General features: G+C 48.0%; 16 protein-coding genes. 12 read left to right on the top strand and 4 right to left on the bottom strand.

The genetic code is table 11. The features are described 5' to 3' along the window. Positions 1–16: 16 nt before the first annotated feature. The 3 genes from QFZ51_RS27580 to QFZ51_RS27570 form a co-directional block, all read right to left on the bottom strand. Positions 17–2,257: a cation:proton antiporter gene (locus QFZ51_RS27580; protein ID WP_429050640.1), complete on the bottom strand. Its 2,241-nt coding sequence runs from the start codon at positions 2,255–2,257 to the stop codon at positions 17–19. 145 nt (positions 2,258–2,402) lie between these two features. After that, positions 2,403–3,182, bottom strand: coding sequence for a response regulator (locus QFZ51_RS27575; protein ID WP_429050639.1), 780 nt, complete (start codon positions 3,180–3,182; stop codon positions 2,403–2,405). Next, the gene (locus QFZ51_RS27570) at positions 3,164–6,331 is read right to left on the bottom strand and encodes a ligand-binding sensor domain-containing protein (RefSeq protein ID WP_429050638.1); all 3,168 of its coding nucleotides are present in this window, start codon (positions 6,329–6,331) and stop codon (positions 3,164–3,166) included. Before QFZ51_RS27570 ends, QFZ51_RS27575 begins: the two co-directional genes overlap by 19 nt. A gap of 199 nt (positions 6,332–6,530) precedes the next feature. Between QFZ51_RS27570 and QFZ51_RS27565 the strand changes: the two genes are divergently transcribed. The 6 genes from QFZ51_RS27565 to QFZ51_RS27540 all read left to right on the top strand — a co-directional run bounded on the left by QFZ51_RS27565 (position 6,531) and on the right by QFZ51_RS27540 (position 17,403). Beyond that, entirely contained in the window at positions 6,531–7,556 is a 1,026-nt protein-coding gene (locus QFZ51_RS27565) for a glycoside hydrolase family 43 protein (RefSeq protein WP_429050637.1), read from the top strand. Positions 7,557–7,574: 18 nt separating this feature from the next. Beyond that, positions 7,575–9,422 carry a glycoside hydrolase family 2 protein gene (locus QFZ51_RS27560; protein WP_429050636.1) on the top strand — a complete coding sequence of 616 codons (1,848 nt, stop codon included), beginning with the start codon at positions 7,575–7,577 and terminating at the stop codon, positions 9,420–9,422. A gap of 2 nt (positions 9,423–9,424) precedes the next feature. Continuing rightward, entirely contained in the window at positions 9,425–11,479 is a 2,055-nt protein-coding gene (locus tag QFZ51_RS27555; protein WP_429050635.1) for a beta-L-arabinofuranosidase domain-containing protein, read from the top strand. A 77-nt stretch (positions 11,480–11,556) separates the two neighbouring features. Continuing rightward, on the top strand, positions 11,557–14,718 hold the full coding sequence (locus tag QFZ51_RS27550; protein ID WP_429050634.1) for a SusC/RagA family TonB-linked outer membrane protein: 3,162 nt from the start codon (positions 11,557–11,559) through the stop codon (positions 14,716–14,718). Between the two features lie 19 nt (positions 14,719–14,737). Then, on the top strand, positions 14,738–16,690 hold the full coding sequence (locus QFZ51_RS27545) for a RagB/SusD family nutrient uptake outer membrane protein (protein ID WP_429050633.1): 1,953 nt from the start codon (positions 14,738–14,740) through the stop codon (positions 16,688–16,690). Positions 16,691–16,701: 11 nt separating this feature from the next. Next, entirely contained in the window at positions 16,702–17,403 is a 702-nt protein-coding gene (locus QFZ51_RS27540) for a DUF3823 domain-containing protein (protein ID WP_429050632.1), read from the top strand. A gap of 49 nt (positions 17,404–17,452) precedes the next feature. Here QFZ51_RS27540 and QFZ51_RS27535 read toward each other — a convergent pair whose 3' ends face one another. After that, on the bottom strand, positions 17,453–18,346 hold the full coding sequence (locus tag QFZ51_RS27535; RefSeq protein WP_429050631.1) for a LysR substrate-binding domain-containing protein: 894 nt from the start codon (positions 18,344–18,346) through the stop codon (positions 17,453–17,455). 74 nt (positions 18,347–18,420) lie between these two features. Here QFZ51_RS27535 and QFZ51_RS27530 point away from each other — a divergent pair, with 74 nt between their 5' ends. From QFZ51_RS27530 to QFZ51_RS27505, 6 genes are all read left to right on the top strand, one after another. Further along, positions 18,421–18,597 carry a hypothetical protein gene (locus QFZ51_RS27530; RefSeq protein WP_429050630.1) on the top strand — a complete coding sequence of 59 codons (177 nt, stop codon included), beginning with the start codon at positions 18,421–18,423 and terminating at the stop codon, positions 18,595–18,597. Between the two features lie 3 nt (positions 18,598–18,600). Then, positions 18,601–18,987 (top strand): tautomerase family protein, encoded by a 387-nt coding sequence (locus tag QFZ51_RS27525; RefSeq protein WP_429050629.1) that lies wholly within the window; start codon positions 18,601–18,603, stop codon positions 18,985–18,987. 73 nt (positions 18,988–19,060) lie between these two features. Beyond that, entirely contained in the window at positions 19,061–19,987 is a 927-nt protein-coding gene (locus QFZ51_RS27520; RefSeq protein WP_429050628.1) for a YihY/virulence factor BrkB family protein, read from the top strand. A gap of 115 nt (positions 19,988–20,102) precedes the next feature. Beyond that, positions 20,103–21,482 carry an MFS transporter gene (locus QFZ51_RS27515; RefSeq protein WP_429050627.1) on the top strand — a complete coding sequence of 460 codons (1,380 nt, stop codon included), beginning with the start codon at positions 20,103–20,105 and terminating at the stop codon, positions 21,480–21,482. Beyond that, complete coding sequence (locus QFZ51_RS27510; RefSeq protein ID WP_429050626.1) at positions 21,482–22,681, top strand: AGE family epimerase/isomerase; 1,200 nt, start codon at positions 21,482–21,484, stop codon at positions 22,679–22,681. The genes QFZ51_RS27515 and QFZ51_RS27510 overlap by 1 nt, the downstream gene beginning before the upstream one ends. 280 nt (positions 22,682–22,961) lie before the next feature. Then, a complete protein-coding gene (locus tag QFZ51_RS27505; RefSeq protein ID WP_429050625.1) occupies positions 22,962–25,406 on the top strand; it encodes a glycosyl hydrolase family 95 catalytic domain-containing protein in 2,445 nt (814 codons plus the stop codon). Positions 25,407–25,457 lie beyond the last annotated feature (51 nt).

Raw genomic sequence — 25,457 nt, 5'->3', positions numbered from 1 at the left:
AAAGACAAAACTCGCGCTACCTGCCCCGCGAAAATTCCAGGATCTTCCGGCGGTTGCCTACCAGCCACACTACATCTTCCCATTCAAATGCGGTTTCGGAAGCGGGGTTGAGGATTTTCTCGCCGCCGCGGGCAATGCCTACTACGAGTGCCTGCGTTTTTTCCCGGATGCCGGAACCGCGGATGGTCTGACCTTTGAGGCCATTGTGTTCATCCACTACGATGCTGGTCAGGCCGATGTTTTCGTCCGCTACATCGTCGCTTCTTTCTACATTGAGGGTGTTAACCACGCGGTTAAATTCCTCCAGTTGCGCTTCCGTACCAATGGCGGTAAGGATGTCGTGCGGAAATAATTTCTCATCGCGGGTGGGTGCGTAGATCGTCACATTGCCTCTTTTAATGGCGCCTACGTTAATGCCGTACTTTTCCCGCAGCTGCAGATCTATCAGCGGTTTATCCACCAGGGTAGACCAGGGATCAATTTCTACTTCAGATACCTGCGCATCCCAGGGCAGTAAATCTGCTGCTGTAGCCTTATTATTGGCTGCATCGGCAGTTTCACGGGCATTCAGATTGGTCAGGAAACGGCTTTCAATACGGTTATAATATTTCTGTAGTTGTGAACGCAACACCAGTAGCACGCATGCCAATATAACGGCAGTACCCATTAACGCCTGCCAGAACGGAAAGTACTGGTTTACCAGGAAACCTACCAGCAGTACGGCCACCACATTACGCACTACTTCCACCACTACCAGCGGACCGTGATTGTATTTGGAATCCAGCCATAACGCCTTATAGGAATTGCTCGAAATTTTCTGCACCATCAAGGCCCAGATAAATGGCGACATCATGGCAATACCGATGATCACGCTCAGTAATTCCGCCAGGAACAGGTTCTTCACATATTTAATCACAAACGGACCGATATAATAGGTGTTGAGTAAGATCACGGCGAACATGATCACTGCATTCAGTACAATCACTTTTACATAACTGCGCAATACAATACGCCAGTCGCTTTCCGCCTGTAAGGTTTGTGAACTGGCACTGTACCGGTTAAGAGTAGTTAGCCAGCGACCAGGGATGATCTTCTCCAACCAGTTATAAAATGGCACGGAAAACTTGATCATGTAAGGTGTAGTGAAGGTGGTAATGGCCGAAACGCCCACTGCTACCGGGAAAAGGAACTCGCTGGTTACTCCTAGGGAAAGCCCCAGTGTTGCAATAATAAAGGCAAATTCACCTACCTGCGCCATACTCATACCCACCTGGACAGCCTGTTTCAGCGGCTGACCGGATAACAACGCTCCCATTGTGGTGGTGAAAAATTTCCCGGTGATGGTTAACAACGTTATCCACAGTACCGGCCACCGGTATTCTACAATCATCTCCGGGTTGATAAGCATACCTACCGATACGAAAAAGATAGCGCCAAAAAGATCTTTTACCGGTTGTATGAGGTGTTCCACTTTTTCAGAGGAGGTGGTTTCCGCTATGATGGAACCCATGATAAAGGCGCCCAGTTCCGCGGAGAAGCCCACTTTGGTGGCCAGGATCACCATGCCCAAACAGAGCGCTATACTCAGTATCAGCAGGGTTTCTCCATTGAGGTAGCGTTCTATTTTCTTCAGTGCGGTGGGTAAAAGAAAAATCCCTGCCAGGAACCAAACCGCCAGGAAGAACATCAGCTTGGCAATGGTAAACAGCATCTCCGTTCCTTCAAATTTCCGGCTCACCGCCATCGTAGATAATAATACCATCATGAGGATCACCACAATATCCTCTATCACCAACACGCCGAAAACTATTTTGGTAAATGACTTTTTCTTGATACCTAATTCTTCAAAGGCACGGATAATGATAGTGGTAGAGGAACTGGCCAGCAAACCTCCGAGGAACAGGCTGTCCATAAAACCCCAGCCCATCAGTTTACCGGTAAAATAACCGGCAACAGTGATCAGCGCTATTTCTACAAATGCGGTAATGGTGGCGGTACCCCCCACCCGCATTAGCTTTTTAAAACTAAATTCCAGTCCCAATGAAAATAAAAGGAAGATAACACCGATTTCAGACCAGGTTTTTATCCCTTCTGCATCCCCGATAGTAGGAAACAGTTTGAAATTGGGGCCCACTATAAATCCAGCGATGATATACCCCAGCACCATCGGCTGTTTCAGCCGTTTAAATAGTAATGTAATAACTCCCGCCGCTCCTAATATTAATGCCAGGTCAATGATCAATGATGGTAGATGCATACAGTAATAATCGATTTAATGTTTCGTGTGATGTACTTTTATGGCGTTGAGAAATCAGCGCACATATGTGTCAGATGCCAGTTTCCGGACCTTTGAATATTGCTAATATATTATTTTTCCGGCGGGGAAGCAAGATTAAGTTTGGCTACCGCTCCTTCTCTGCCTGTATCTGCGCTACATATCTCGACGGTAGTATCCCGAACTGTTTCTGAAAATTCTTTCCAAAATTGGTCAGGGAAGCAAAGCCGCAAAGCTCCGCTACTTCATTCACTTTGTATGATCCGGTGGATAATAAAGACGCTGCTTTTTTCAAACGTGCGATATTGATCAGCTCATGAGGCGTAAGATCGGATATCGCTTTTATTTTACGATAGAAAGTAGGGCGGCTCATGTTCATAAAATCTGCCAGCTGTTCCACATCGAGATCAATGTTATTGAGATGCTGGTTGATCAGGTCATTCAGCTTTTCCAGGAATTGTTCATCGGCGCTGGTATAGGCCATGCTGCGCAGATGCACCAGCGGAGTACTGGCATAATAGGATTTTATTTTATGACGGTTGCTGAGCAGGCTCGCAATTTGCGCCTGCAGGAATTCAGGTGAGAATGGTTTTTCAATATAAGCATCGGCGCCGAGTTCAAGCCCTTCTATTTTCGATTGCATTGTATTGCGTGCCGTAAGCAGGATCACCGGAATATGACTGGATACAAAATCCGACTTAATAATACGGCAAAGTTCAAAGCCATCCATTACCGGCATCATCACATCACTGATCACCAGCTGCACGGGCTGCTCCTGCAATAATAGCAAGGCGGCCTGCCCGTCGCGCGCAGTGATTACTTTATATTTATCTTCCAGGTCGTCTGCAATGAAAGAAAGTATTTCTTCATTATCATCTACTAACAGTATCAGCGGCTTGTTTTCCATTTGCTCAGGTTAAATTCTATTTCCTGGTGAACAGGCAAAGTAAGTGAAAAAACATTTAGTGTCCCATCGGTCGGCAGCAACTCGAGGCTACCTTTGTGCAGCAGCGTTAATGATCTTGAAAGGGATAACCCGATACCTGTACCGGATTTATCGGCCGTGGCCTTCGCACGGAAGAATGGCTCAAATATTTTGTCCTTCATTTCAGCAGGAATAATGTATCCGTCGTTCTTCACCAGGATAGTAAAAGTTGCATCGTTTTCATCCACCGGCTGCAGGTGTATGGATGCTTTGGTAGCGGCATACCGGATAGCATTGTTGATCAGATTGCCCAGTATCTTATGTAGAGCTTCCGCATCTACATAAGCAAAAAAATGAAGGCTTGATAACTCTATTTTAAACCGGATATCCTGCTGCTCCGCTGCTGGCGTAAATCGCAGATGGTTTTCTTTCAGCAGCTCAGAAATATCAGTACGCACAAAATTCAGGCTGAAACCATTGATCTCTGTTTTGCGGAAGTCGAGCAACTGGTTGGTTAACTCCAGCAGCCGGTCGGTATTGCGTTCCATGATGCGCAGGTTTTTCTGGATCAGTGGTACCTCATCGGATTTGCGGATCACCTTTTCCATCGGCCCCTTGATCAGCGTAAGTGGTGTCCGGATCTCATGCGCGAGATGTGTAAAGAATTCAATTTTCGCCTGGTATAACTCTTTTTCTTTTTCATGCTCCAGCAATTCAAGCTGCCGTTTCTGCTTTTGCTGCGCACGCTGATGATACCACCGGATAATAAAATAAGCCAGGCTGCATAGCAGGACGATGTAGGCGGCATATGCCCAATAGCTGGCCCAGAAGGGTGGGAGGATAACAATAGTAAGCACACGCGGCGTAATGCTCCAGCTGCCGCCACTGCTGGCCGACTTCACCATAAACCGGTAAGTACCGGGTGGTAATTTGGTAAAGAACGCCTTCCGGTTAGTTTCCAGGTAAGTCCAGTCACGGTCAAGCCCTTCCATTTTATATGTGTAAGCCGTCATCTCCGGGGAAGTGTAGCTCAGCGCCGCAAAGTTGATGCTAAAAGAAGATTGGTCGTGCGATAAGACAATCGTATCCGTCAGGAAAATAGATTGTTTAAGGATGTCACCCACCTGGGCTTCTTTATTATACACCTGGAAGCCGGTAATATATACGGGTGGCAGATAACTGTTACGCACAAACGACTCGGGGTTGAAACGGATCAATCCTTTTACACTGCCAAAATACATATTGCCACAACTATCTTTATAAGCGGAATTATAATTAAACTGATCATTTAATAAACCACTGGCTTTAGTATATACCACTGCATTTTCAGTGGCGGGTGTAAAACACGCCAGCCCTTTGGAAGTAGTTACCCACAGGCGGTCGCTCTTGTCTTCCAGGATAGAAAACATCATATTACTAAGGAAACCATGCCGGGTGTTGTAAGTCGTAAAATTATTACGCTGCCGGTTGTACAAACAAAGGCCATCATCTGTGGCCAGCCATAAACGCTGCTGGCTGTCTTCAAAAATTCTGTTCACGCGGTTGTTGCTCAAACTGGTGCTGTCATGTGCATCATGCAGGTAAAGCCCTTTCTTCCCCGTGCGGCGGTTATAGAAATATAATCCGTCCCTCACCGTGCCTAACCAGATAGTGCCCTCCCTGTCTTCAAAAACAGCGGTATAAAAAATATAATGAGGTGCTTCTTTTACGGTATTAAATTCATCACGGGAACGGCTATACTCATATAATCCCCAGGTAGTACATATCAGTATATTATCGTTGCTGGTACGCAGCAAGCTATAGATAAAACCACTGTGCAGCTGATGTGGCCCGTCACCCGGTGCATAGTGCCGGATAAATTTTCCGCTGGGGATATCCATGACATCCAGGCCATGCTCGAAAGTGCCTATCCAGAGGGAATCCCCGGTAACCAGTAAACCATGAAGATTGGTATGCGATAAACCAGGTGCATGTTTATCCAAAGGCCGGATGGCCGAAAAACTGCCATCCGATGGGATGAACTTATTCAGCCCCCCATCTTCGGTACCTATCCACAAATGACCATATTTATCGGGATGAATCTCTCTCACTGCGTTACCACTGAGAGAAGAAGAACCTGTTTTCGGAAATAGCTTTTCGAAATACGTATAAGGCTGTGGAAAATAATTGGTGCCGCCAAAGTAAGTACCTACCCATATGCCGCCTTCTTTATCTTTACAAATATTATAAATGGCATTATCAGAAACAGAGTAAGGATCATCATAATTTTTTTTCAGGTTGATGATCTTACTGCTTTTAATATTATAGATATAGATACCGGATTCCGATGCAATCCAGTATTCATCATCGTTCCGGCGGATAATGTCCCTCACATACAATTCAATACCGGCTGTATCCCTGGAAAGGAAATCTTCGTAGGCACGTGTCCGTGTATTAAACAGTTTTAAGCCCTGCCCTGCGGTACATGCCCAGATGGTATCCCTGCCCATTGGTACAATTTTCTGGATAGCATAGGAATTGGGTTTGGCAGAATGTGTGAAGAGGGAATAAGTGGTAAAATTGTTTTTGTCGTAATGATAGACCGCCATATTGCCCGCCGAAGAGCACAACCAGAGGCGCCCTTCGCCATCCAGGCAAACGGAGGAGGCGTCCCGGAAGCCGGGGACTTCTGTCAGACGGTCGGTAGCTGCCTGGTAGCGAAACAGGCGGCCTGCGGATATAATCCAGATATTTCCCTGCCTGTCTTTTGTGATGGACCGTACTTCTCCCTCCGTTTTTTTACTCAGCTCGCGGAACTGTTCATTACGCGGATTATATATAAATACCCCTTTGTCTGATCCTACATATAACAAGCCGTTATCGTCCTGGAACAGGCAGAGGATGTAGTTGCCACCAATACTTCCCGGCTGCTCTGTTCGCCTGAATACCCGGAAGGTGTAACCATCGAACCGGTTCAAGCCATACATCGTTCCAAACCACATAAACCCCTGTTTGTCCTGCAGCGTGCAGATAACGGCGTTGTGCGACAAACCGTTCTCTACCTGGTAATGTACAAAACCGGGCGACTGGCTATATAGCGCCCCGCTTAGCAGCAGCAACATGAACAGGATATAATAGCGGATTTTTGGCATGTGTTCGTTTAGTGGAAAGCTTAAAACTAATGGTTTTTCCGCTAAAACCCACCACCATCCGGCTAAAAGCTAAAATGATACAAAAGAGATAAAAATTGAGATAAATGGGCAAACAAGTATTCAGCGGATAGTCTTTCTTTGGAGAAGTGTGTTAAGCGTGAAATATACACTTAAATAAGCCATCTTCTAAATCCATGTTATGAAAAGTAGCCAACTACTTTCACTGGTATTTTTACTTTTTATCAGCGGTATATGCCGCGCCACTTCTGAGGATACCACCGGTATGTTCAAAAATCCTTTGCTGACCTCCGGCCCCGATCCCTGGGTTGTAAAACACAACGGTATGTACTATTATATGCATACCACAGGTCATAACCTGGTGATGCGGAAAACAAAAAGCATGTCGGCGTTGGCGCAATCCACTCAAAAAGTTATATGGACACCACCAGCCAAAGGACCTAATGCGAGGGATATCTGGGCGCCCGAACTGCACCGTTTAAATGGGAAATGGTATGTGTATTATACCGCCGGATCGTCTGATAGCATTCATCCGCAACACACATTTGTGCTGGAAAATACGGCCGCCGATCCAACCACCGGCAGCTGGACTGATAAGGGACAGATCACCGATCCCGCCCATCCGGAGCACTTCGCCATTGATGGCACCCTCTTACAATATAACGGCAATAACTATTTTATCTGGAGCGGGCATAACGGAAAAGATGCGGTGCAACGCCTGTATATCGCCCGCATGAAAGATCCCTGGACACTGGCCTCTTCAAAAGTAGAAATAGCTGCGCCTCAATATCCATGGGAACAAAACGGGATAAATGAAGGCCCCGAAATCCTCCGGAATGCCAAAGGAGAAATCTTCCTGTTCTTCTCCGCATGCGGGTGTTGGACAGAAAATTATATACTCGGTATCATGAAATTAAAGCCTGGCGCAGATCCGCTGCTGCCGGCCAGTTGGACTAAATCGCCTGATCCCGTATTGCAAAGCAAGCCGGAGAACGGCGCTTATGCACCAGGACATAACGGTTTCTTTAAATCGCCGGACGGAAAAGAAGACTGGATCATTTATCACGCCAACTCAAAAGCCGGACAGGGATGTGGCAATCAACGTAATCCCCGCATACAAAAGATCACCTGGAATACAGACGGCACGCCATTTTTTGGTGAACCGGTGAAAATAAATACATGGGTCACTAAGCCTTCAGGAGAGTAAATCACTTTAAGAAAATATATGAAAAAGAAGTACCTATTTTTTGCACTGGCACTTGGATTGGGCAGCAGTACAGCAATAGCACAACAACAGGATTGGAAAATAGTGGGAGGTAAGATCGCTACTTCCTGGAGCGAACAGGTATCGCCGGCAGCTACGTTGCCGGAATATCCGCGCCCGCAGCTGGTTCGCGGCAACTGGAAAAATCTGAACGGATTGTGGAATTATGCCATCAAAGCAAAAGAGGAAAGTCAACCTACCACCTGGGACGGCAAAATACTGGTACCCTTTGCTGTTGAATCAGCACTTTCCGGCGTAGGCCGTACTGTGGGGAAAGACAGCATACTGTGGTATAACACCACGCTCACGCTGCCTTCCGGTATGCAGGGTAAAAAGATATTGCTGCACTTTGGTGCATCCGACTGGCGTACTACCGTATACGTTAATGGCAAAGAAGCCGGCAGCCATGAAGGCGGCTTTGATCCATTTACCTTCGATATCACGTCATTAGTAAAAAAGGGTAAACAGGAAATTGCAGTAAAAGTATGGGACCCCACCGACGATGGCGATCAGCCAAGAGGTAAGCAGGTGAAGCGTCCGGAAGGAATCTGGTATACCCCGGTAACCGGTATCTGGCAAACAGTATGGGTGGAAGCCGTAGCAGATACTTACATCACTTCTACCAAACAAACACCCGATATCGACCAGGAAACACTTACGGTAGCAGCTAATGTGGAAAACTTAAAAGCAGGTGATGTAGTAAAAGTAACCGCATTCGATGGCGGTACCAAAGTAGCAGAAAGCGCCATCAACGGAGAAAATGCTGTATTGAGAATAGCTTCGCCAAAGTTATGGTCGCCTGAATCCCCTTTCCTCTACAACCTCACCCTCACGGTTACACGAAAAGGCAAGGTAGTAGACGAAGTGAAAAGCTATTTCGCCATGCGTAAATCTTCCATTGGAAAAGATGCCAATGGCGTAGAACGCATGCTGCTGAACAATAAATTCGTATTCCAATATGGCCCGCTGGATCAGGGCTGGTGGCCCGACGGATTATATACCGCCCCCACAGATGAGGCCCTGAAGTTTGATATCGCACAAACCAAAGCAATGGGTTTTAATATGATCAGGAAACATATTAAAGTTGAACCTGCACGCTGGTACTATTACTGTGATCAGCTGGGTATGCTGGTATGGCAGGACATGCCGAGCGGCGATCTCGGAAACGGCTGGGAGCCACGCCCCGGTATTATCGGACGCGGCACCGATCAGCATCGCTCAGCTGAATCAGAAAGCTACTACCGGAAAGAGTGGAACACCATCATTGATGAATTATATAACTATCCCTCTATTGTAGTATGGACGCCATTCAACGAAGCATGGGGACAATTCAAAACAGTAGAGATTGCAGAATGGACTATGAAGAAAGATCCGTCCCGCCTCGTGAATACTGCCAGCGGCGGTAACTTTTACCCGGTAGGACATATCATCGACCTGCATAACTACCCCGAGCCAGCAATGCCGGATCCGGCCATATATGGCGATAAACGTGCCATCGTGCTGGGTGAATTCGGCGGACTGGGATTGCCGGTGAACGGACATGTATGGCAGCAAAAAGATAACTGGGGATACCAGAGCTTTAAAAACGAGGAAGATCTTTTTAAACGCTACAGCGGGTTCACCGACAGATTGGAAGCACTGATCAAACAAGGACTATCAGCCGCCGTATACACACAAACCACCGATGTGGAAGTGGAGACAAACGGCCTGATGACCTACGACCGGAAAGTGCAGAAGATGCCACTGGACAAACTGAAACTGATTCATCAGAAATTGTATAACCCGGCCTTGGTAACTATAAAACCATAATGATGGAAAAGCGAAAGTTGTTTGGCTTATTGATGCTTTCTGCTTTTTTTGTTGGTCTTATTCCGGCGGATGCAGCGCATCCGCCGGGTGCCAGGGCTGACACCAATGCCTTTGTGGCCCCCGTTTACCAGGCCCTTCCACTCGGCGCAGTAAAGCCACAGGGCTGGCTGCTGCACCAGTTGCAAATCATGCGCAACGGAACCAGCGGCCATCTCGATGAAGTATATGGTAAAGTGAAGAACGACAACGGCTGGCTGGGCGGAAAAGGCGACGGCTGGGAGGAAACACCCTACTGGCTGGATGGCGCAGTACCCCTGGCCTGGCTGCTCAACGACAAAGAACTGAAAAGTAAAGTACTCCGCTATATCAACTGGACCCTCGATCACCAGCGGCCTTCCGGTTATTTTGGTCCGCTCACCAAAACCGAGCGAGAAAAGAATATAGCCATTGGCGTTAGTAATGCCGCTGATGGCGACGACTGGTGGCCAAAGATGGTGATGTTGAAAGTACTGCAACAATATTATACGGCCACAAATGATCCCCGTGTTTTACCTTTTATGACGCGGTATTTTCACTACCAGTTGCAGGTATTGAAATCCTGCCCGCTGGGCAAATGGACAGAATGGGCCACCTCCCGTGGCGCTGAAAACGTAATGGTAGCACAATGGCTGTACAGTATCAATAAAGACAAACAACTGCTGGAACTGGCAGCACTGCTGCAATCACAGGCATTTACCTGGAGCAGCTGGCTCGGCAACCGCAGCTGGGTAATAGATGCTGCTGCACAGCAAAATGACCAGCACTGGATGCGCCGCCACGGTGTAAATGTAGGTATGGGACTGAAAGATCCCGTGATGAACTACCAGCGCACCGGCGACAAAAAATACCTGCAGGACCTGCACACCGGCTTTACCGACCTCATGAACCTCCACGGCTTGCCGATGGGCATCTTTTCCGCCGATGAAGACCTTCACGGTAACGCACCTACGCAGGGAACTGAACTGTGCGCCATTGTGGAAGCCATGTTTTCCCTGGAGGAAATTATCGGTATCACCGGCGATCCGTTGTACATGGAAGCATTGGAGCGCATGACCTTTAACGCACTGCCTACACAAACAACCGACGATTATAACAACAAACAATATTTCCAGGTAGCCAACCAGGTGAATATCAAAAGAGGCGTTTTCAATTTCTCCCTGCCATTCGACCGGGAAATGAATAATGTTCTGGGCATGCGCAGCGGCTATACCTGTTGCCTGGCCAATATGCACCAGGGCTGGACGAAGTTCGCCTCGCACCTGTGGTATGGCGCTGCCGGTAACGGCCTCGCGGCACTTACTTACAGCCCCAATGAAGTAACTGCTGAAGTAGGAAAGAATCATACCCCTGTTACCATTCACGAAGAAACCGGCTACCCGTTTGAAGATCAGATCCGTTTCCGGATGAACATGCGGGAGGCAGTTGCCTTTCCCCTCCAACTGCGTATCCCCGCCTGGTGCGATGAAGCAACAATACTGCTCAACGGCCGGAAACTACGTTCCGAAAAAGGCGGCCAGATCATTACTGTGAACCGCAGCTGGAATAACGATGATCAGCTGGTACTGCAACTGCCCATGCAGATACGCACTTCCAACTGGGGCCGTAATTCACGCACCGTGGAAAGAGGACCACTCGTATATGCGTTAAAGTTAGAAGAGCAGTGGGAGAAAGGACATGATGAAGTGGAAGGCGATTATTTCAGTGTTTACCCCAAAGGTGAATGGAACTACGGCCTGCCTGAAAAGATCATCCGCGAGCCGGCAAAGTACCTGAAGGTGAGCACCGTGAAACCGGTAACAGACACATTCGTATGGAACCTGGCACATGCGCCGGTAACGATCACCACCACCGGTAAACAACTCCCTGAGTGGAAACTGGTGGATGATGTGGCGCCCCAACCCGTAACAGACCGGAACGGTATTTATAAAGGTAAAGTAAACGACAAAGAAACCAGTATTACACTGGTGCCCTATGGTTGCACCAAAGTGAGAATTGTAGCATTCCCGGTAGTGAAATAAACAATAGCGTAGCATATTTCAACCAAAAAGACAGCATGTAAGACTGATAATTTAATAAGACCACACAAACATTTGTTATGAAAAAACGATTACGTTTCCGCAATTTAATCCGGAAGGTGATACCGGGCGGCTATTGCCGGCTATTCACGGTATTGTTGCTTTCCTTGGGCCTGATGGCCCATGCTGCGCCTGCAGACATGGTGATTACCGGTAAGGTAACAGACGATAAAGGAATACCACTGGTAGGAGTGACAGTGAATATAAAAGGCACCAATAAAGGAACCGCCACAGATGGCGGCGGAAATTACTCGCTCTCTGTTCCGGAAAACAACGCCATACTGGTATTTTCCTATGTAGGATTTCTGAAACAGGAAGTACCATTATCGGGCAAAAAAGTAGTAAACGTACAACTGGAAACGGATAGCAAAGGATTGGGAGAAGTGGTAGTGGTAGGGTATGGTACACAAAAAAAGGAATCCCTGACAGGCGCTATCTCCGGCGTAACCAGCAAAGACCTGGAAAGGGTACACGCTTCTACCGTGAGCGCCACGCTGGCGGGTAAAATACCGGGCGTGTCTTTCCGTATGCCCGACGGCAGACCCGGCGCAGGCGCCAACATCCAGATCCGTAATTTCGGAAATGCCCTGTATGTAATTGACGGTATTCAGAAAGATGCCGGCCAGTTCAACAACATTTCCCCCAACGACATTGAAAGCATCACTGTACTCAAAGATGCTTCCGCCGCAATTTATGGCGTAAGGGCCGCAAATGGGGTAGTAGTGGTAACCACCAAAAGAGGTAAAATGGGCGCGGGAAATACCATTAACGTAGATGCCTATACGGGATGGCAGAACTGGTCGAGATTCCCCAAAACGGTAAATGCCTATGAGTGGATGCTCGGTAAAGCCGATGCCGAAATGAATGACGAAAACCCGCATACAGATATCACAAGAGAGGAACTGGAGAAGTGGAAAGCGGGAACAGAAAAGGGATACAGGAGTTTCGACTGGTACGATTTTATTATCAAGAAAAATGCCCCGCAGAATTCTATTAATGTGAATGCTACGGGCGGTTCTGAAAATATCAACTACTATCTTTCCCTCACACGCCTGGATCAAAAATCGGTGCTGGGAAGAGAATTTGATTTTAACCGTACCAATATCCAGAGTAACGTGGATGCCAAAGTGGCGAAGCGTGTAAAAGTAGGCGTACAGATCAACGGTCGTATTGAGCAACGCGATAACCCCGGCGTTCCCGGCGGCGACGACTATTGGGCGCCCCGCTTCGCACTGTTCCGCAACAGGCCTACAGAAAGAGCATACGCCAATGATAACCCGTTGTACCCGAATGATATCGGCCACAACACGGAGAACTGGGCGGTACAGTCAAAAGCCATCTCCGGCTATTGGACGGAAGACTGGCGCGTGCTGCAAACCAACTTCAACGCTACTTACGAAACACCTATCAAAGGGCTCACACTGAAAGGAATGTATTCCTACTATTTCGCTGACAAGCTGATGAACGGTCACGAATATACGTACGATACCTACACCTACCAGGAGGCTACGGATACTTACCTGCGTACCGGCGGAAGCTCCAATCCCTGGAGGGAACGCGGCACGCATAAAGTGCTGGAAAACGTATTGCAGGGCCAGATCAACTATAACAACACTTTTGGTAAACATACCATCGGCGCTACATTGGTGTCTGAGCGCATCAAACGCCGGGAGCTGGATGTGTGGGTGCATGCAGTGCCTAAAAGCAACCTGCTGCCACTGATCCAGTTTTCCGATATGGATACTTACAATGACAACGACTGGACAGAAGCCCGTGTGGGTTATATAGGTCGTTTAAACTATAGTTTCAGTGACAAATATTTCCTGGAAGTAGCCGGCCGTTACGATGGCTCCTGGAAGTTTACACCAGATAAAAGATGGGGCTTCTTTCCATCTATCTCCGGAGGATGGAGGTTAACAGAGGAACCTTTTGTTAAAAACCTGCTGGGAGGGAATTCTATTCTCACAGAATTGAAATTAAGGGCTTCCTATGGAGAACTGGGTGACGATGATATTGGTATCGGTGCCTACGACTACCTGCCCGGCTATACGTACGGCACGTCTACTGTAATCCTGGATGGCACCATTATCAGGGGCTCCCGCGATAAAGGTGTTCCAAACGACCGTCTCTCCTGGTTTACCAGTAAAATTGCTGACGTAGGGCTGGATTACCAGTTGTGGAATGGAAAAATATCCGGCTCGCTCGATTTCTTCAACCGTAAACGTTCCGGGTTACGTGGCCGCAAGTACGATGTACTGGTGCCAAGTGAAATTGGCTACAACCTGCCGGATGAAAACGTGAACAGCGATTCACAGCGGGGCGGCGAATTCTCTGCTGCCTATAACGGCCAGGCAGGTAAAGTGAGCTTTATGATTGGCGGTAACGTATCTTATTCCAGAAGCAGGCTGCTCGAAACCTATAAGCCGATATGGGGCAACTCCTGGGATCATTACCGGAATTCCATTGAAGACCGCTGGAATGGGATCTACTGGGGATATGAAGCCATCGGCCAATTCCAGTCGCAGGATGAAATCAATAAATACCCTGTGAATGTGGACGGACAAGGCAACAAAACTTTGTTACCGGGAGATATCATCTATAAAGACATGAACGGTGATAACGTGATCAATAACCTGGATGAAAGGCCTATTGGCTATCAAACAACAGGTAACCCTACCGTTAACTTTGGTTTAAACTTCGGCGTAAGATGGAATGGTTTTGATTTTGCAGCCGACTTCTCCGGTGGTTCCATGTATTCCTACAATCAGAACTGGGAAATGAGATGGCCCTATCAGAATGGCGGCAACCTGCTCAAACAGTTCTACGACGATCGCTGGCACCGTGAAGATCCTTTTGACCTGAACAGCAAATGGATTCCCGGTAAAAACCCACCACTGCGATTCAACAAGGGCGGTCATAGTAACTATAACAAGGCATCTACTTTCTGGTTGCATAATGTACGTTACCTGCGCTTGAGAACAATGGAAATTGGCTATTCTATTCCTCAGCAAATACTGGACAGAATTAGGTTTAAGAAGGTAAGGGTATACGTAAATACCTACAACCTATTCTCCTTCGATAACGTAAAAGACCTTGGAATAGAACCGGAAATAGCAGACGAGAACGGGTTGCAATATCCGCAGAATAAGCTGGTAAACATTGGTTTGAACTTTACTTTCTAAGTAATTAATAAGATTCGTTATGAAAAAAAGTTTGTTATATATAGGTCTTTGTGTACTCGCTTTGAATACGGGTTGCAGCAGGGACAAAGACTTCCTGGACGTGCCACCGTCCAACATCCTGCAGAATGAGCAGTTATGGAATGATGAAGGGCTCATCCTTTCTGTACTCGCCGATCTGTACGACCGTTACCCGGACAGGCAAACGGATGTTGAGAATTCGCCGATACCTTCAATGGTGGTACAAACCATAGATAACTGGGGCGAGTTTGCCCGCTTTGATGAGGCCTTCGCATCTGAAAGCGGCCAGTACTGGCGGCATAGCGCCAGCGACTATCCTTATGTATTTCCCGGTATGATTGTAAAAGGTGGACGCGAAGTGACCTATTGGGATTATGCGTATATCAGGGAGTTGAATATATTCATCGAAAAGTGTGGAGCCTCCACAAAACTGAAACAGGAGGTAAAAGACAGGTTTGTTGCCGAAGCCCGTTACCTGAGAGCGGTGGTATATTTTGAAGAAGTAAAAAGGGTGGGCGGTGTGCCGTTGATATTGCAGGCAATGGAGTATGACTACAAAAACGATCCTGCTTATCTGCAACATCCGCGTGCGAAAGAATCAGAGATCTATGATTTTGTGATCAGCGAAATGGATACGGTAAAGAAATATGTGCCTGCAAGCCCCGTGAGTAAAACCCGTGTAACTGTAGGGCTGGCGCTGGCTACCAAAGTCAGGGCGGCATTGTATGCCGGTTCTATTGCAAAACACGGCGCAGAAACACCGCAGGTGTCATTGCCCGGTGGAGAAGTAGGTATCCCCGTTTCAAAAGCAAATGCTTATTATACTACTGCCCTGCAGGCAGCACGGGAACTGATTGCCACCGGCAGTTATTCTTTGTACAAAAAGAATTCGGATAACATCACGCAGAATTTTGTCAGTCTGTTTATCGACAAAGGTTCCAATCCGGAAGTGATTTTTGCAAAGGATTACAAATTGCAGAGCGGACGTGTGCAACCCTGGACCTTGTGGAGCCAGCCACGTTCCAATGCAGAAGAGCAGCAGGGCGGCCGTTTAAACCCGTCGCTGAATCTCGTACAGTCGTTCGAGTTACTGGATAATACTTTTGCCCCGCTTCCCATCAATGCGGCAGGTGGCGGTTATATGTACTATAGTGATCCGATGGATTTGTTTGCCAACAGAGACCCTCGTTTAGCCGCTACTGTTATGTTACCCGGATCTGAATTTAAGGACAAGAAAGTAGATATATGGGCCGGTTATATTAAGAAGGATGGCAGCATTGTTACGGGTGACAACTTCGGGGCAAAAGCCAAGCTGGAGCCGAATGGACCGGATGTGCAGGTAGTTGGATTTGACGGGCCGGTAAATAACCTGGAGTTCAGCGCCCAATCCGGTTTTATTATCCGCAAGTATATGGATCCCACTGTTGGATCGGGCCGTATAGGCACTCAAAGCGAAGTATGGTGGATCCGTTACCGTTATGCAGAAGTGTTGCTCAATGCTGCGGAAGCAGCGTTTGAACTGGGGCAGGCAGGTGTGGCAGCCGGTTATATCAACGAAGTACGTGAAAGGGCTGGGTTCAAAACCCCGCTGACGGCTGGGCAAATCACCTTCGACCGGATTGTGCATGAAAGGAAAGTGGAACTGGCATTTGAAGGCCACGAATTCTGGGATATGAAACGCTGGCGCCTGGCACATAAGGTATGGAATGGTGTGAAAACACCATTGACTACTACACCTGGCACTGCAACTGCGGTAAGTAACCGGGTATTTGCCCTGTGGCCTTACAAGGTATACGATCCGGGAAGCGCCAATAATGGTAAGTATATATTTAAACAGGTATTGCCGGGAGCGGTTACTTCCGCGCATCTGTTCCGGATGGGAAATTATTATGGGTATATCGATGACGATATCCGGAATAATAATCCTAAAATAGTAAAGAATCCTAACCAGTAAAGCGAATTATTATGAGAACTAAAATTCAGTATATCATACTCATTGCATTAGGTATATTTTCTGCCTCCTGTAAGAAAGATAACTACAAGGCGCCCTCCAGTACTTTTAATGGAAGACTGGTATACCAGGGAGAGCCGGTAAATGTTAGTTACAACGATGTATATTTTGAACTCTGGGAACCTGGTTGGGGAAAAAGTATACCCATCAACGTTAATGTAAGCCAGGATGGTTCATTTTCCGCACTGTTGTTCAATGCTGCCTATAAGCTGGTGATTCCCGCTTCACAGGGCCCTTTCAGGTCCATTCCGGACAAAACAACCAATACAGATACCATTCCGTTGACGATCTCCGGCAGCCTGCAACAGGATATCGAGGTAATGCCGTATTACATGATCCGCTCTCCGAAATTTACAGCAGTGGCGAAAAAGCTCACGGCTACCTTTAGTGCGGAAAAGATCATTAAGGATGTTAATGCGCGGGATATTGAGCGGGTATTCCTGTATGTGTGTAAAACGCAGTTTGTGGATGGTCGCAATAGCATTCAAACAGCCGATATGGCCGGTGGCGATATCGTTAATCCTGCGAATATCAGTCTGCAGCTGGATATACCGGACGTGGTGCCGGCACAGCCTTCCGTATTTGCGCGGATTGGTTTAAAGATAGCAGGCGTAGAAGATATGCTTTTCTCCCCCGTACAGGAGATTGCACTGTAGAGAATGATGAACAAACATTCACATGCCCTCCGGTTTTCCGGAGGGCTTTTTATTTTTTCTTCGCTCGTTTCCGAAGCTCATTCACCTGTGCAGTGATGGTTTCAAAGAGGATATCGGTAAGCCGTTTTACAGCTGGGGAGGGCGTTTTTTTACGGATGAGCATAAACACGGCAACATCAGGTAGTGCTGGCAAACCACTGGTCTTTGTGAGTGCTACACAGCCTGCAGGCAGTCCCATTTCTGTGCGGATGGTGATACCCAATCCGGCCTGGGCTGCAGCCCACATCCCTGCTACGCTGCTGCTGGTGAGCGCCGGCCGCCATGTACGTTTAGCTTTTTCCAGCGCTGCCAGCCCCGCACTGCGGAACAGGCATGGCGCTTCAAACAGCAGCAGCGGCAACGGCCGCAGCTGCGCGATGTGCTTTTGCGTGTTACCAATCCATCGTATAGGTACATGCCCTATCAGGATGGCATCATCTGGTATATCTTTTCCAAAGGAAAGTACCACATCCAGTTTACCGCGTTGCAGCTGCTGTTGCAGCACCGCCTGCCGGTCGATCGTCACCTCCACTTCCATGTGCGGATGTACAGCGGCAAACCGTGCCAGCACCACCGGAAGACCACTTTCCGCAAAGTCTGCCGGCAATCCCAGTTTTACCTTCCCTGCTATATGCGTGGCCGTTAGGGCATTGATCGCCTGCTGGTTAATATCCAGCAGTTGCCGGGCATATCCCAGCAATATTTCGCCGGCAGGAGTGAGCTGCCAGCCTCGTCCCTGCCTGATAAATAACTGTTGGCCGGTAATTTCCTCCAGCCGCTGCATCTGCAAACTTACAGCCGATTGCGACCTCGCTACCTGGTCGGCCGCCCGCGCAAAACTATCCAGATCCACTGCCAGCACAAAAGTACGGAGCAGGTCCATCTCCAGGAGGTCTGTTATCATAGTTTAGTTTTATTAAAGTATAATGTTAAATGTTTCAATATTGCAAATGTATGAAACCATAGTAAATTTGATTCATGAAAAACATATTACTGATCATGAGCATGCTAACTACCGGGGCAGCGGCCGCACAAATGCCAACTGCCCGGAAAACATTGTTGCAGCAGGACCTGACTGGCCTGACTGTAGAAACAGTAAAGATGGACCAGGCCACTTTGGCGTCGGAGCAGCCTACTATCATCATAAATAAATAAGCCATGCCTTTTGTACAGATCTACCTGGGAAAACATCTTTCCCAACAAAATAAAAAAGACATTTCCCTCGCTGTTCATCAGAGTCTCGTGGATATCTTCAGTATTCCTGTAACGGATTATTTCCAAGTGATCCATGCCATGGAACCCGGCGATATTCTTTACCCGGAAAGCTACTTTGAGGTACCGCACACCGAAAACCTGCTCTTTATCCGTATCACCGCCAGGGCCGGCAGAACACCGGATATGAAACAGGCGCTGTATGAAAAGATAGCCAGCCGTATAGCAGCCGCTACACCAGTGAGTGCAGATGACGTTATCATCATCTTCGTGGAAAATGACCTGGCGGATTGGTCTTTCGGCCGCGGTATTGCGCAGATGGTGAAGAAATAGCAATATCGCCGGTTTTAATTTCCTGCAACCATTTAACCGGCAAAGCAAATTTATCGGTAAATTGGGCGCAGGTATGGACACTGTTACAACAGAAAAACAATTGCCGCGCTGGCAGCTTTTCCTGCTTTCCTTCAAAGAAGCATACAAGGCACTGCAGGCCAGCGATCCGCTGCGGATGGCGGGCGCCACTGCCTTTTTCACCACTTTTGCCTTACCAGCTATCCTGATCATTATTATCCAGTTGTTACGTATTATTTTCCGGATACAACATGCCGGTCAGCGTCTTATGATCCAGCTGGAAGGAATGTTTGGAAAGGAAACAACCGAAGCCATCCTGGGAACACTGAGAGCCTTCCGGAGCATTGCGCAGAACTGGATCATCGCCATCGCCGGCTTTATTTTCCTGTTGTTTGTGGCCACTACGCTCTTCAAAATTATTAAAGGCTCGCTGAATGAACTGTGGAAAATAAGATTGATCCATAAAAGCAGTTTTGGAGAAATTATGGTATCCCGGCTGAAAGCAGTATTGGTGATCGTTTTCGCAGGAGTTTTGTTTATCATCGACCTGGTGGCAGAAACTGCGCGCATCTTTCTTGGAAAGTATATAGACCTGTATCTGCCTGCCCTGGGCAGTTATTATAACAGCACGCTCAACTATGTTATTTCTGTGATCATTGTTACCATCTGGTTTTTCCTGGTGTTCCATTTCCTGCCGGACGGCCGCCCGCGATGGAGGGTAGGGATTACCGGCGCACTGGTAACCAGCATCCTGTTTAACATCGGGAAAATGGTGTTGAAAGTAATGCTCACCTACAGCAGTATTAACAGCATTTATGGGGCTTCTGCGTCTACTGTGCTGGTGCTGTTGTTTATGTTTTATTCTTCCCTGATCTTTTATTTCGGCGCCTGCTTTACCTATGCCTGGGGCGCTCTTACCGGCAGACCCGTGGAACCATTGCATTACGCCGGCAGGTTTGAAATTACTCCTGCGGAAGACTAATCTCCTCAATGGATAACAAAGCACCCTGAATAGATAAATAAGTATTACAAAAATGATCTTTTATAGAGATAGATTTGCTGATTGTATAAAGTAATTTTTAAGCAGAATTCCACCTATGGGCAACACAATTTCTTTAAAGGAAAAAATAGGGTATGGCTTTGGAGATATGGCTTCTTCCATGTTCTGGAAGTTGTTTGGTATGTACCTGTTGTTTTTTTATACAGATGTGATGGGCATCGCTGCTGCTGCTGTAGGCACTATGTTCCTGATTACCCGTATATGGGATACTTTCTTTGACCCGGTAGTAGGTACTTTGTCTGACAGAACCCATTCCAGGTGGGGGAAGTTCAGACCCTACATTTTATATATGGGAGTGCCTTTTGGCGTTATAGGCGTACTTACTTTCACTACGCCGGATTACGGCGCCACCGGAAAACTGGTATACGCTTACATTACCTATTCCGCCATGATGATGATCTATTCCCTGATTAACGTGCCTTATGCATCGTTACTGGGCGTGATCTCTGCCGACGGAAAGGAAAGGAATACGCTGGCCTCTTTCAGGATGGCCTTTGCTTTTGGTGGCAGTCTTATTGCGCTGGCGTTGATAGAGCCGCTGGTAAATTTTTTTAGTAAAGCCGGAGGAGAAAATAACCTGCAAATGGGCTGGCAGCTGGGCGTGGCAGTGATCGCCGTAATTTGTGTGATCTTATTTCTGCTATGCTTTGCCTGGGTAAAAGAAAGAGTGCAGCCTATAAAAGAGGAGCAGTCGTCACTGAAAGAAGACGTAAAGGATCTCTGGAAAAATAAGCCCTGGTGGATATTGCTGGGAGCGGGTATTGCCGCACTGATCTTCAACTCTATCCGCGACGGCGCCACCCTGTACTATTTCAAATATTATATACAGAATGCGCAGGCCTTTAAACTGGGCGGTGTCAGCATTACCTATTCCACGCTGTACCTGGTACTTGGCCAGGCGGCAAATATAGCAGGCGTAATCCTGGCTTCTCCCATTGGTAATAAAATAGGTAAGAAGAATACTTACCTGGGCGCTATGCTGATAGCTTCTGTCCTGAGTATCGGGTTTTACTGGCTGGGCCGCGGACAACTCACCCTGATCTTTATATTCCAGTTCCTGATTAGTATTTGTGCAGGTATTATTTTCCCATTGTTATGGTCGATGTACGCAGATATCGCGGACTATTCCGAGTGGAAAAACGGTCGCCGTGCCACTGGCCTGATCTTCTCTTCCTCGTCGATGTCGCAGAAGTTTGGCTGGACGATCGGCGGAGCGCTCACCGGCTGGCTGCTGGGCGCCTTTGGTTTTAAAGCCAACGAAGTACAGGCCGATGCTGCACAAAACGGCATCCTGTTAATGCTTAGTTTTTTACCGGCCATCGGGTCGGTATTGTCTATCATATTTATCGCCATGTACCCGCTCTCTGAAGAGCGCATCGCTACTATCTCTGCTGAACTGGAACAAAGAAGGAAATAATGCAACAGGAATTAAAGACATCACTGGAAAAAGAACTTACCGCCATCCTGGACTACTGGATGAAATATACGCCGGACGAAACATATGGCGGCTTCTTTGGCAAGCTGGGAAATGATAATGTTCCCGTACCCGGAGCGGCAAAGGGTGCGGTATTAAATGCCCGCATCCTGTGGACATTTGCAGCCGCCTACAACACTACCCCCAACCCGGCCTACCTGGCAATAGCAGATCGTGCATACCGGTATTTTAATACACACTTTATTGATCCTGCTTACGGGGGCGTATACTGGACGGTAGACTATACCGGCCGGCCGGCCGAAACAAAGAAACAGGTATATGCCATTGCATTTGCCCTTTACGCATACAGTGAATACTACAAAGCGGCGCCACACCCGGAGGTGCTGTCTACCGCCATTTCCCTGTACAACAACATAGAACAGCACAGTTATGATCCGGTTCATGACGGTTACTTTGAAGCATTCACACGGGAGTGGCAGGAAATAGCGGATCTGCGTCTCAGTGCAAAAGATGCCAATGAAAAGAAAACCATGAATACCCACCTGCATGTAGTGGAAGCGTATGCAAATCTATACACCGTTTGGCCGGACGAGAAACTACGTATACAAATACAACGGTTATTGCAGGTATTTCACGATAAGATCATCGATAAAAAAAGCGGGCATCTGCATTTGTTTTTTGATGAACAATGGCAGGTAAAAGGTAATCATGTATCATACGGACATGACATTGAAGCCAGCTGGCTCCTGCTGGAAGCCGCTGAAATAATCGGCGATCCCACACTCACTGAACAATACCGCAAACTGGCGCTGTTGATCACCAATGCCACCCTGCAGGGCGGCATAGATAAGGATGGTGGGCTCTGGTACGAATATGAGACCTCCCGGCGCCACATGAATACAGAGAAACACTGGTGGCCACAAGCCGAAGCGCTGGTGGGCTTTATCAACGCCTGGCAACTGCAACCACATGGCCGTTACCTGCAACACGCACAAAACACCTGGAACTTTATAACGCAACACATCATCGACAAAACCAACGGCGAATGGTTCTGGGGCGTGTACGCGGATTACAGCATCATCCCGGAAGACAAAGCCGGACTATGGAAGTGTCCTTACCACAATGCGCGGGCGTGCATGGAAGGAATAAAGCGGTTATGCGAAGGTTGTCTTTCCCGCTGATTACGCTGATTATACTGATTACCTTGATTTTTACTTTTTTGATTTTATAAAGGATTTTAGATGATTTTAGGGAGATATAAGCGAAAATATCCGCTTATATCTCCCTAAATCCTTTATAAAATCAAAAAAGTAAAAATCAAGGTAATCAGTATAATCAGCGTAATCCTGAGCCAAGACAACCTTCGCGGCACCAATACAGAATTCGCATTTTTTAATTTGTAATTAGCAATTACCCCTCACCCGCTTCCGCCGCATAACTATTTTATATATCTTGAAGCATATGAACTGCAAGATATATTCCACGCTGCAAGCTGCATTTTTATTGGGCGCCCTTACGTTGTCGGCGCAATCTGATGTAACGGTACGGTTCAGTGAACCAGCCCGGCATTTCACGGCATCTGCCCCGTTGGGAAACGGGCGTATGGGAGCTATGGTATTTGGCAACACCAACAGGGAACGGATTGTATTAAACGAAATATCGATGTGGGCTGGCGGTGTGCAGGATGCCGACAGCAAAGAAGCAGGCAATTACCTGCCACAGATAAGGACATTACTGCTGGCAGGGAAAAATATTGAAGCACAGAAAATGCTGCAGCAATATTTTGTGTGCAAAGGCCCCGGAAGCAGTGGTGGCGCCAATGTGAAGTTTGGTTGCTATCAAACCCTGGGCGACCTTTTTATCCAGTGGGAAGATACCACGTCGGCGGTAAGCAACTACCAGCGGCAACTACGGCTGGATAGCGCCATCAGCGCCGTAAGCTGGGAAAAGAACGGGGTTACTTTTAAAGAAGAAGTACTGGTATCAGCTCCAGGGCAGGTGGCCGTAGTACGCCTCAGCGCCAGCAAACCTGGCAGTCTTTCTTTCAGTACCGGCTTATACCGGAAGGAACGCGCCGCCCTGAAAGTGGTAAACGGCAACCTGGAAATGAGCGGTACGCTCAATGGCGGCAACAACGACCCCGGTGTTCAGTATGCAGCCGTACTGAAAGTAATACCCAAAGGCGGTACCCGTACACAAAGCAATGACCAGATCATCATTACCGGCGCTACTGAATGTTTATTACTGGTAGCCGCCCGTACCAATATGAACTGGCCGGAGGTGGAAACACCAGGTCCGGCCCCGCTGTCGAAAACGCTGGCAGATATCAATAAAGCCACCACATCTTCCTGGCAGGCGTTATTACAGTCGCACGTAAAGGACTATACGTCGTTCTTTAACCGTTGTCGTATATCCTTTACTGATAACAGCAATGATGAGGTGAAGACCCTCGCTACCATCGACCGGCTGCAACGCCTGCACGATGGTAAAAAGGACGCTTCCCTGGCCTCCCTGTATTTTAATTTCGGACGGTACCTGCTGATCAGCTCCTCCCGCAATGGCGGCATGCCGGCCAACTTACAGGGGCTTTGGGCAGAAGAATACCAGACACCATGGAACGCCGATTATCATCTCAACATTAATGTACAGATGAACTATTGGCCAGCAGAAGTAACAAACCTGTCGGATTGCCACCAGCCACTGTTTACACTGGCCAGGCAAATGGCGAAATACGGTCAGCGCACCGCCCGCACCTACTATAAAGCAGATGGCTGGGTGGCGCATGTGATCAACAACCCATGGGGCTTTACTTCTCCCGGTGAAGGGGCCGACTGGGGTTCTACGTTAACCGGTGGCGCCTGGGTAGCTACCCATCTCTGGAAACATTACCAGTATACCAACGATAAAAAGTTCCTGAAAGAAATATACCCGGTACTGAAAGGCGCCGCTGTTTTTTATAAAGATATCCTGATCACAGAACCATCGCATCAGTGGCTGGTGACTGCGCCATCCAACTCGCCGGAAAATGCGTACATCCTGCCCAACGGGCAGCAAGGACAAACCTGCATGGGACCAACCATGGATATGCAGATCGGAAGGGATTTACTCAAAGCCAACCAGGAAGCGGCCCGCATCCTGCAAACGGATAAAGGCTGGGCAGATACGCTGCAGGGAGTACTGGCCAAACTGGCGCCAAACCAGGTGAGCCCCAGTACCGGCGGTGTGCAGGAATGGCTGGAAGATTATAAAGAAGCAGATCCGCATCACCGGCACGTATCACCATTATATGGTTTGTATCCGTATGACGAAATTACACCGTGGGATACACCGGAATTAGCTGCGGCAGCAGAAAAAACACTGCTCAGAAGAGGCGATGGTGGCACCGGCTGGTCGCGCGCCTGGAAAATTGCTTTCTGGGCCCGCTTAGGCAACGGTAATCACGCCTATACCATGTTGCAGGAATTATTGGCGCCTGCCGCCGCTACCAGCGAAATCAGTATGCACTCCGGGGCAGGTACTTACGCCAACCTGTTCTGCTCACATCCGCCGTTCCAGATTGATGGTAACTTAGGCGCCGTGGCCGGTATCGCGGAAATGCTGCTGCAAAGCCATGGGGGCGATAACGTAATCCGCCTGCTACCCGCCCTGCCGGACAAGGAGGAATTTGCTGCCGGCCAGGTAAAGGGACTTTGCGCTATCAATGGTTTTGTAGTGGATTTCAGCTGGAAAAATAAAACAGTGCAGGAACTCAACCTGCTCTCCAATACCGGTGCGGAGTGCCGCCTGTTGCTGCCGGAAAGCGCTGTGGTAAAGGATCGAAGCGGAGCAGTGATACCGCATCAGTATAGTGACGGCGTATTGCGCTTCACTACAAAGAAAGGAATGAAGTATCATATAGCAGTATAAAGTGGCGGAGTTTTGTCTTACTCAGTCTAACCTGAGTAAGACAAAAAAATC

The sequence above is a fragment of the Chitinophaga sp. W3I9 genome (genome assembly GCF_050434025.1).
Lineage (GTDB): Bacteria > Bacteroidota > Bacteroidia > Chitinophagales > Chitinophagaceae > Chitinophaga.
The sequence above is the reverse complement of the archived record's forward strand: the minus strand, read 5'-3'. Positions and strand labels throughout refer to the sequence as shown.

Excerpts from the sequence above, each read along its gene's own strand:
- QFZ51_RS27505 (WP_429050625.1), top strand. The coding sequence starts at position 22,962 with ATGAACTGCAAGATATATTCCACGCTGCAAGCTGCATTTTTATTGGGC.
- QFZ51_RS27560 (WP_429050636.1), top strand. The coding sequence starts at position 7,575 with ATGAAAAAGAAGTACCTATTTTTTGCACTGGCACTTGGATTGGGCAGC.
- QFZ51_RS27525 (WP_429050629.1), top strand. The coding sequence starts at position 18,601 with ATGCCTTTTGTACAGATCTACCTGGGAAAACATCTTTCCCAACAAAAT.
- QFZ51_RS27550 (WP_429050634.1), top strand. The coding sequence starts at position 11,557 with ATGAAAAAACGATTACGTTTCCGCAATTTAATCCGGAAGGTGATACCG.
- QFZ51_RS27555 (WP_429050635.1), top strand. The coding sequence starts at position 9,425 with ATGGAAAAGCGAAAGTTGTTTGGCTTATTGATGCTTTCTGCTTTTTTT.
- QFZ51_RS27565 (WP_429050637.1), top strand. The coding sequence starts at position 6,531 with ATGAAAAGTAGCCAACTACTTTCACTGGTATTTTTACTTTTTATCAGC.
- QFZ51_RS27570 (WP_429050638.1), bottom strand. The coding sequence starts at position 6,331 with ATGCCAAAAATCCGCTATTATATCCTGTTCATGTTGCTGCTGCTAAGC.
- QFZ51_RS27535 (WP_429050631.1), bottom strand. The coding sequence starts at position 18,346 with ATGATAACAGACCTCCTGGAGATGGACCTGCTCCGTACTTTTGTGCTG.
- QFZ51_RS27520 (WP_429050628.1), top strand. The coding sequence starts at position 19,061 with ATGGACACTGTTACAACAGAAAAACAATTGCCGCGCTGGCAGCTTTTC.
- QFZ51_RS27515 (WP_429050627.1), top strand. The coding sequence starts at position 20,103 with ATGGGCAACACAATTTCTTTAAAGGAAAAAATAGGGTATGGCTTTGGA.
- QFZ51_RS27580 (WP_429050640.1), bottom strand. The coding sequence starts at position 2,257 with ATGCATCTACCATCATTGATCATTGACCTGGCATTAATATTAGGAGCG.
- QFZ51_RS27530 (WP_429050630.1), top strand. The coding sequence starts at position 18,421 with ATGAAAAACATATTACTGATCATGAGCATGCTAACTACCGGGGCAGCG.
- QFZ51_RS27545 (WP_429050633.1), top strand. The coding sequence starts at position 14,738 with ATGAAAAAAAGTTTGTTATATATAGGTCTTTGTGTACTCGCTTTGAAT.
- QFZ51_RS27540 (WP_429050632.1), top strand. The coding sequence starts at position 16,702 with ATGAGAACTAAAATTCAGTATATCATACTCATTGCATTAGGTATATTT.
- QFZ51_RS27510 (WP_429050626.1), top strand. The coding sequence starts at position 21,482 with ATGCAACAGGAATTAAAGACATCACTGGAAAAAGAACTTACCGCCATC.
- QFZ51_RS27575 (WP_429050639.1), bottom strand. The coding sequence starts at position 3,182 with ATGGAAAACAAGCCGCTGATACTGTTAGTAGATGATAATGAAGAAATA.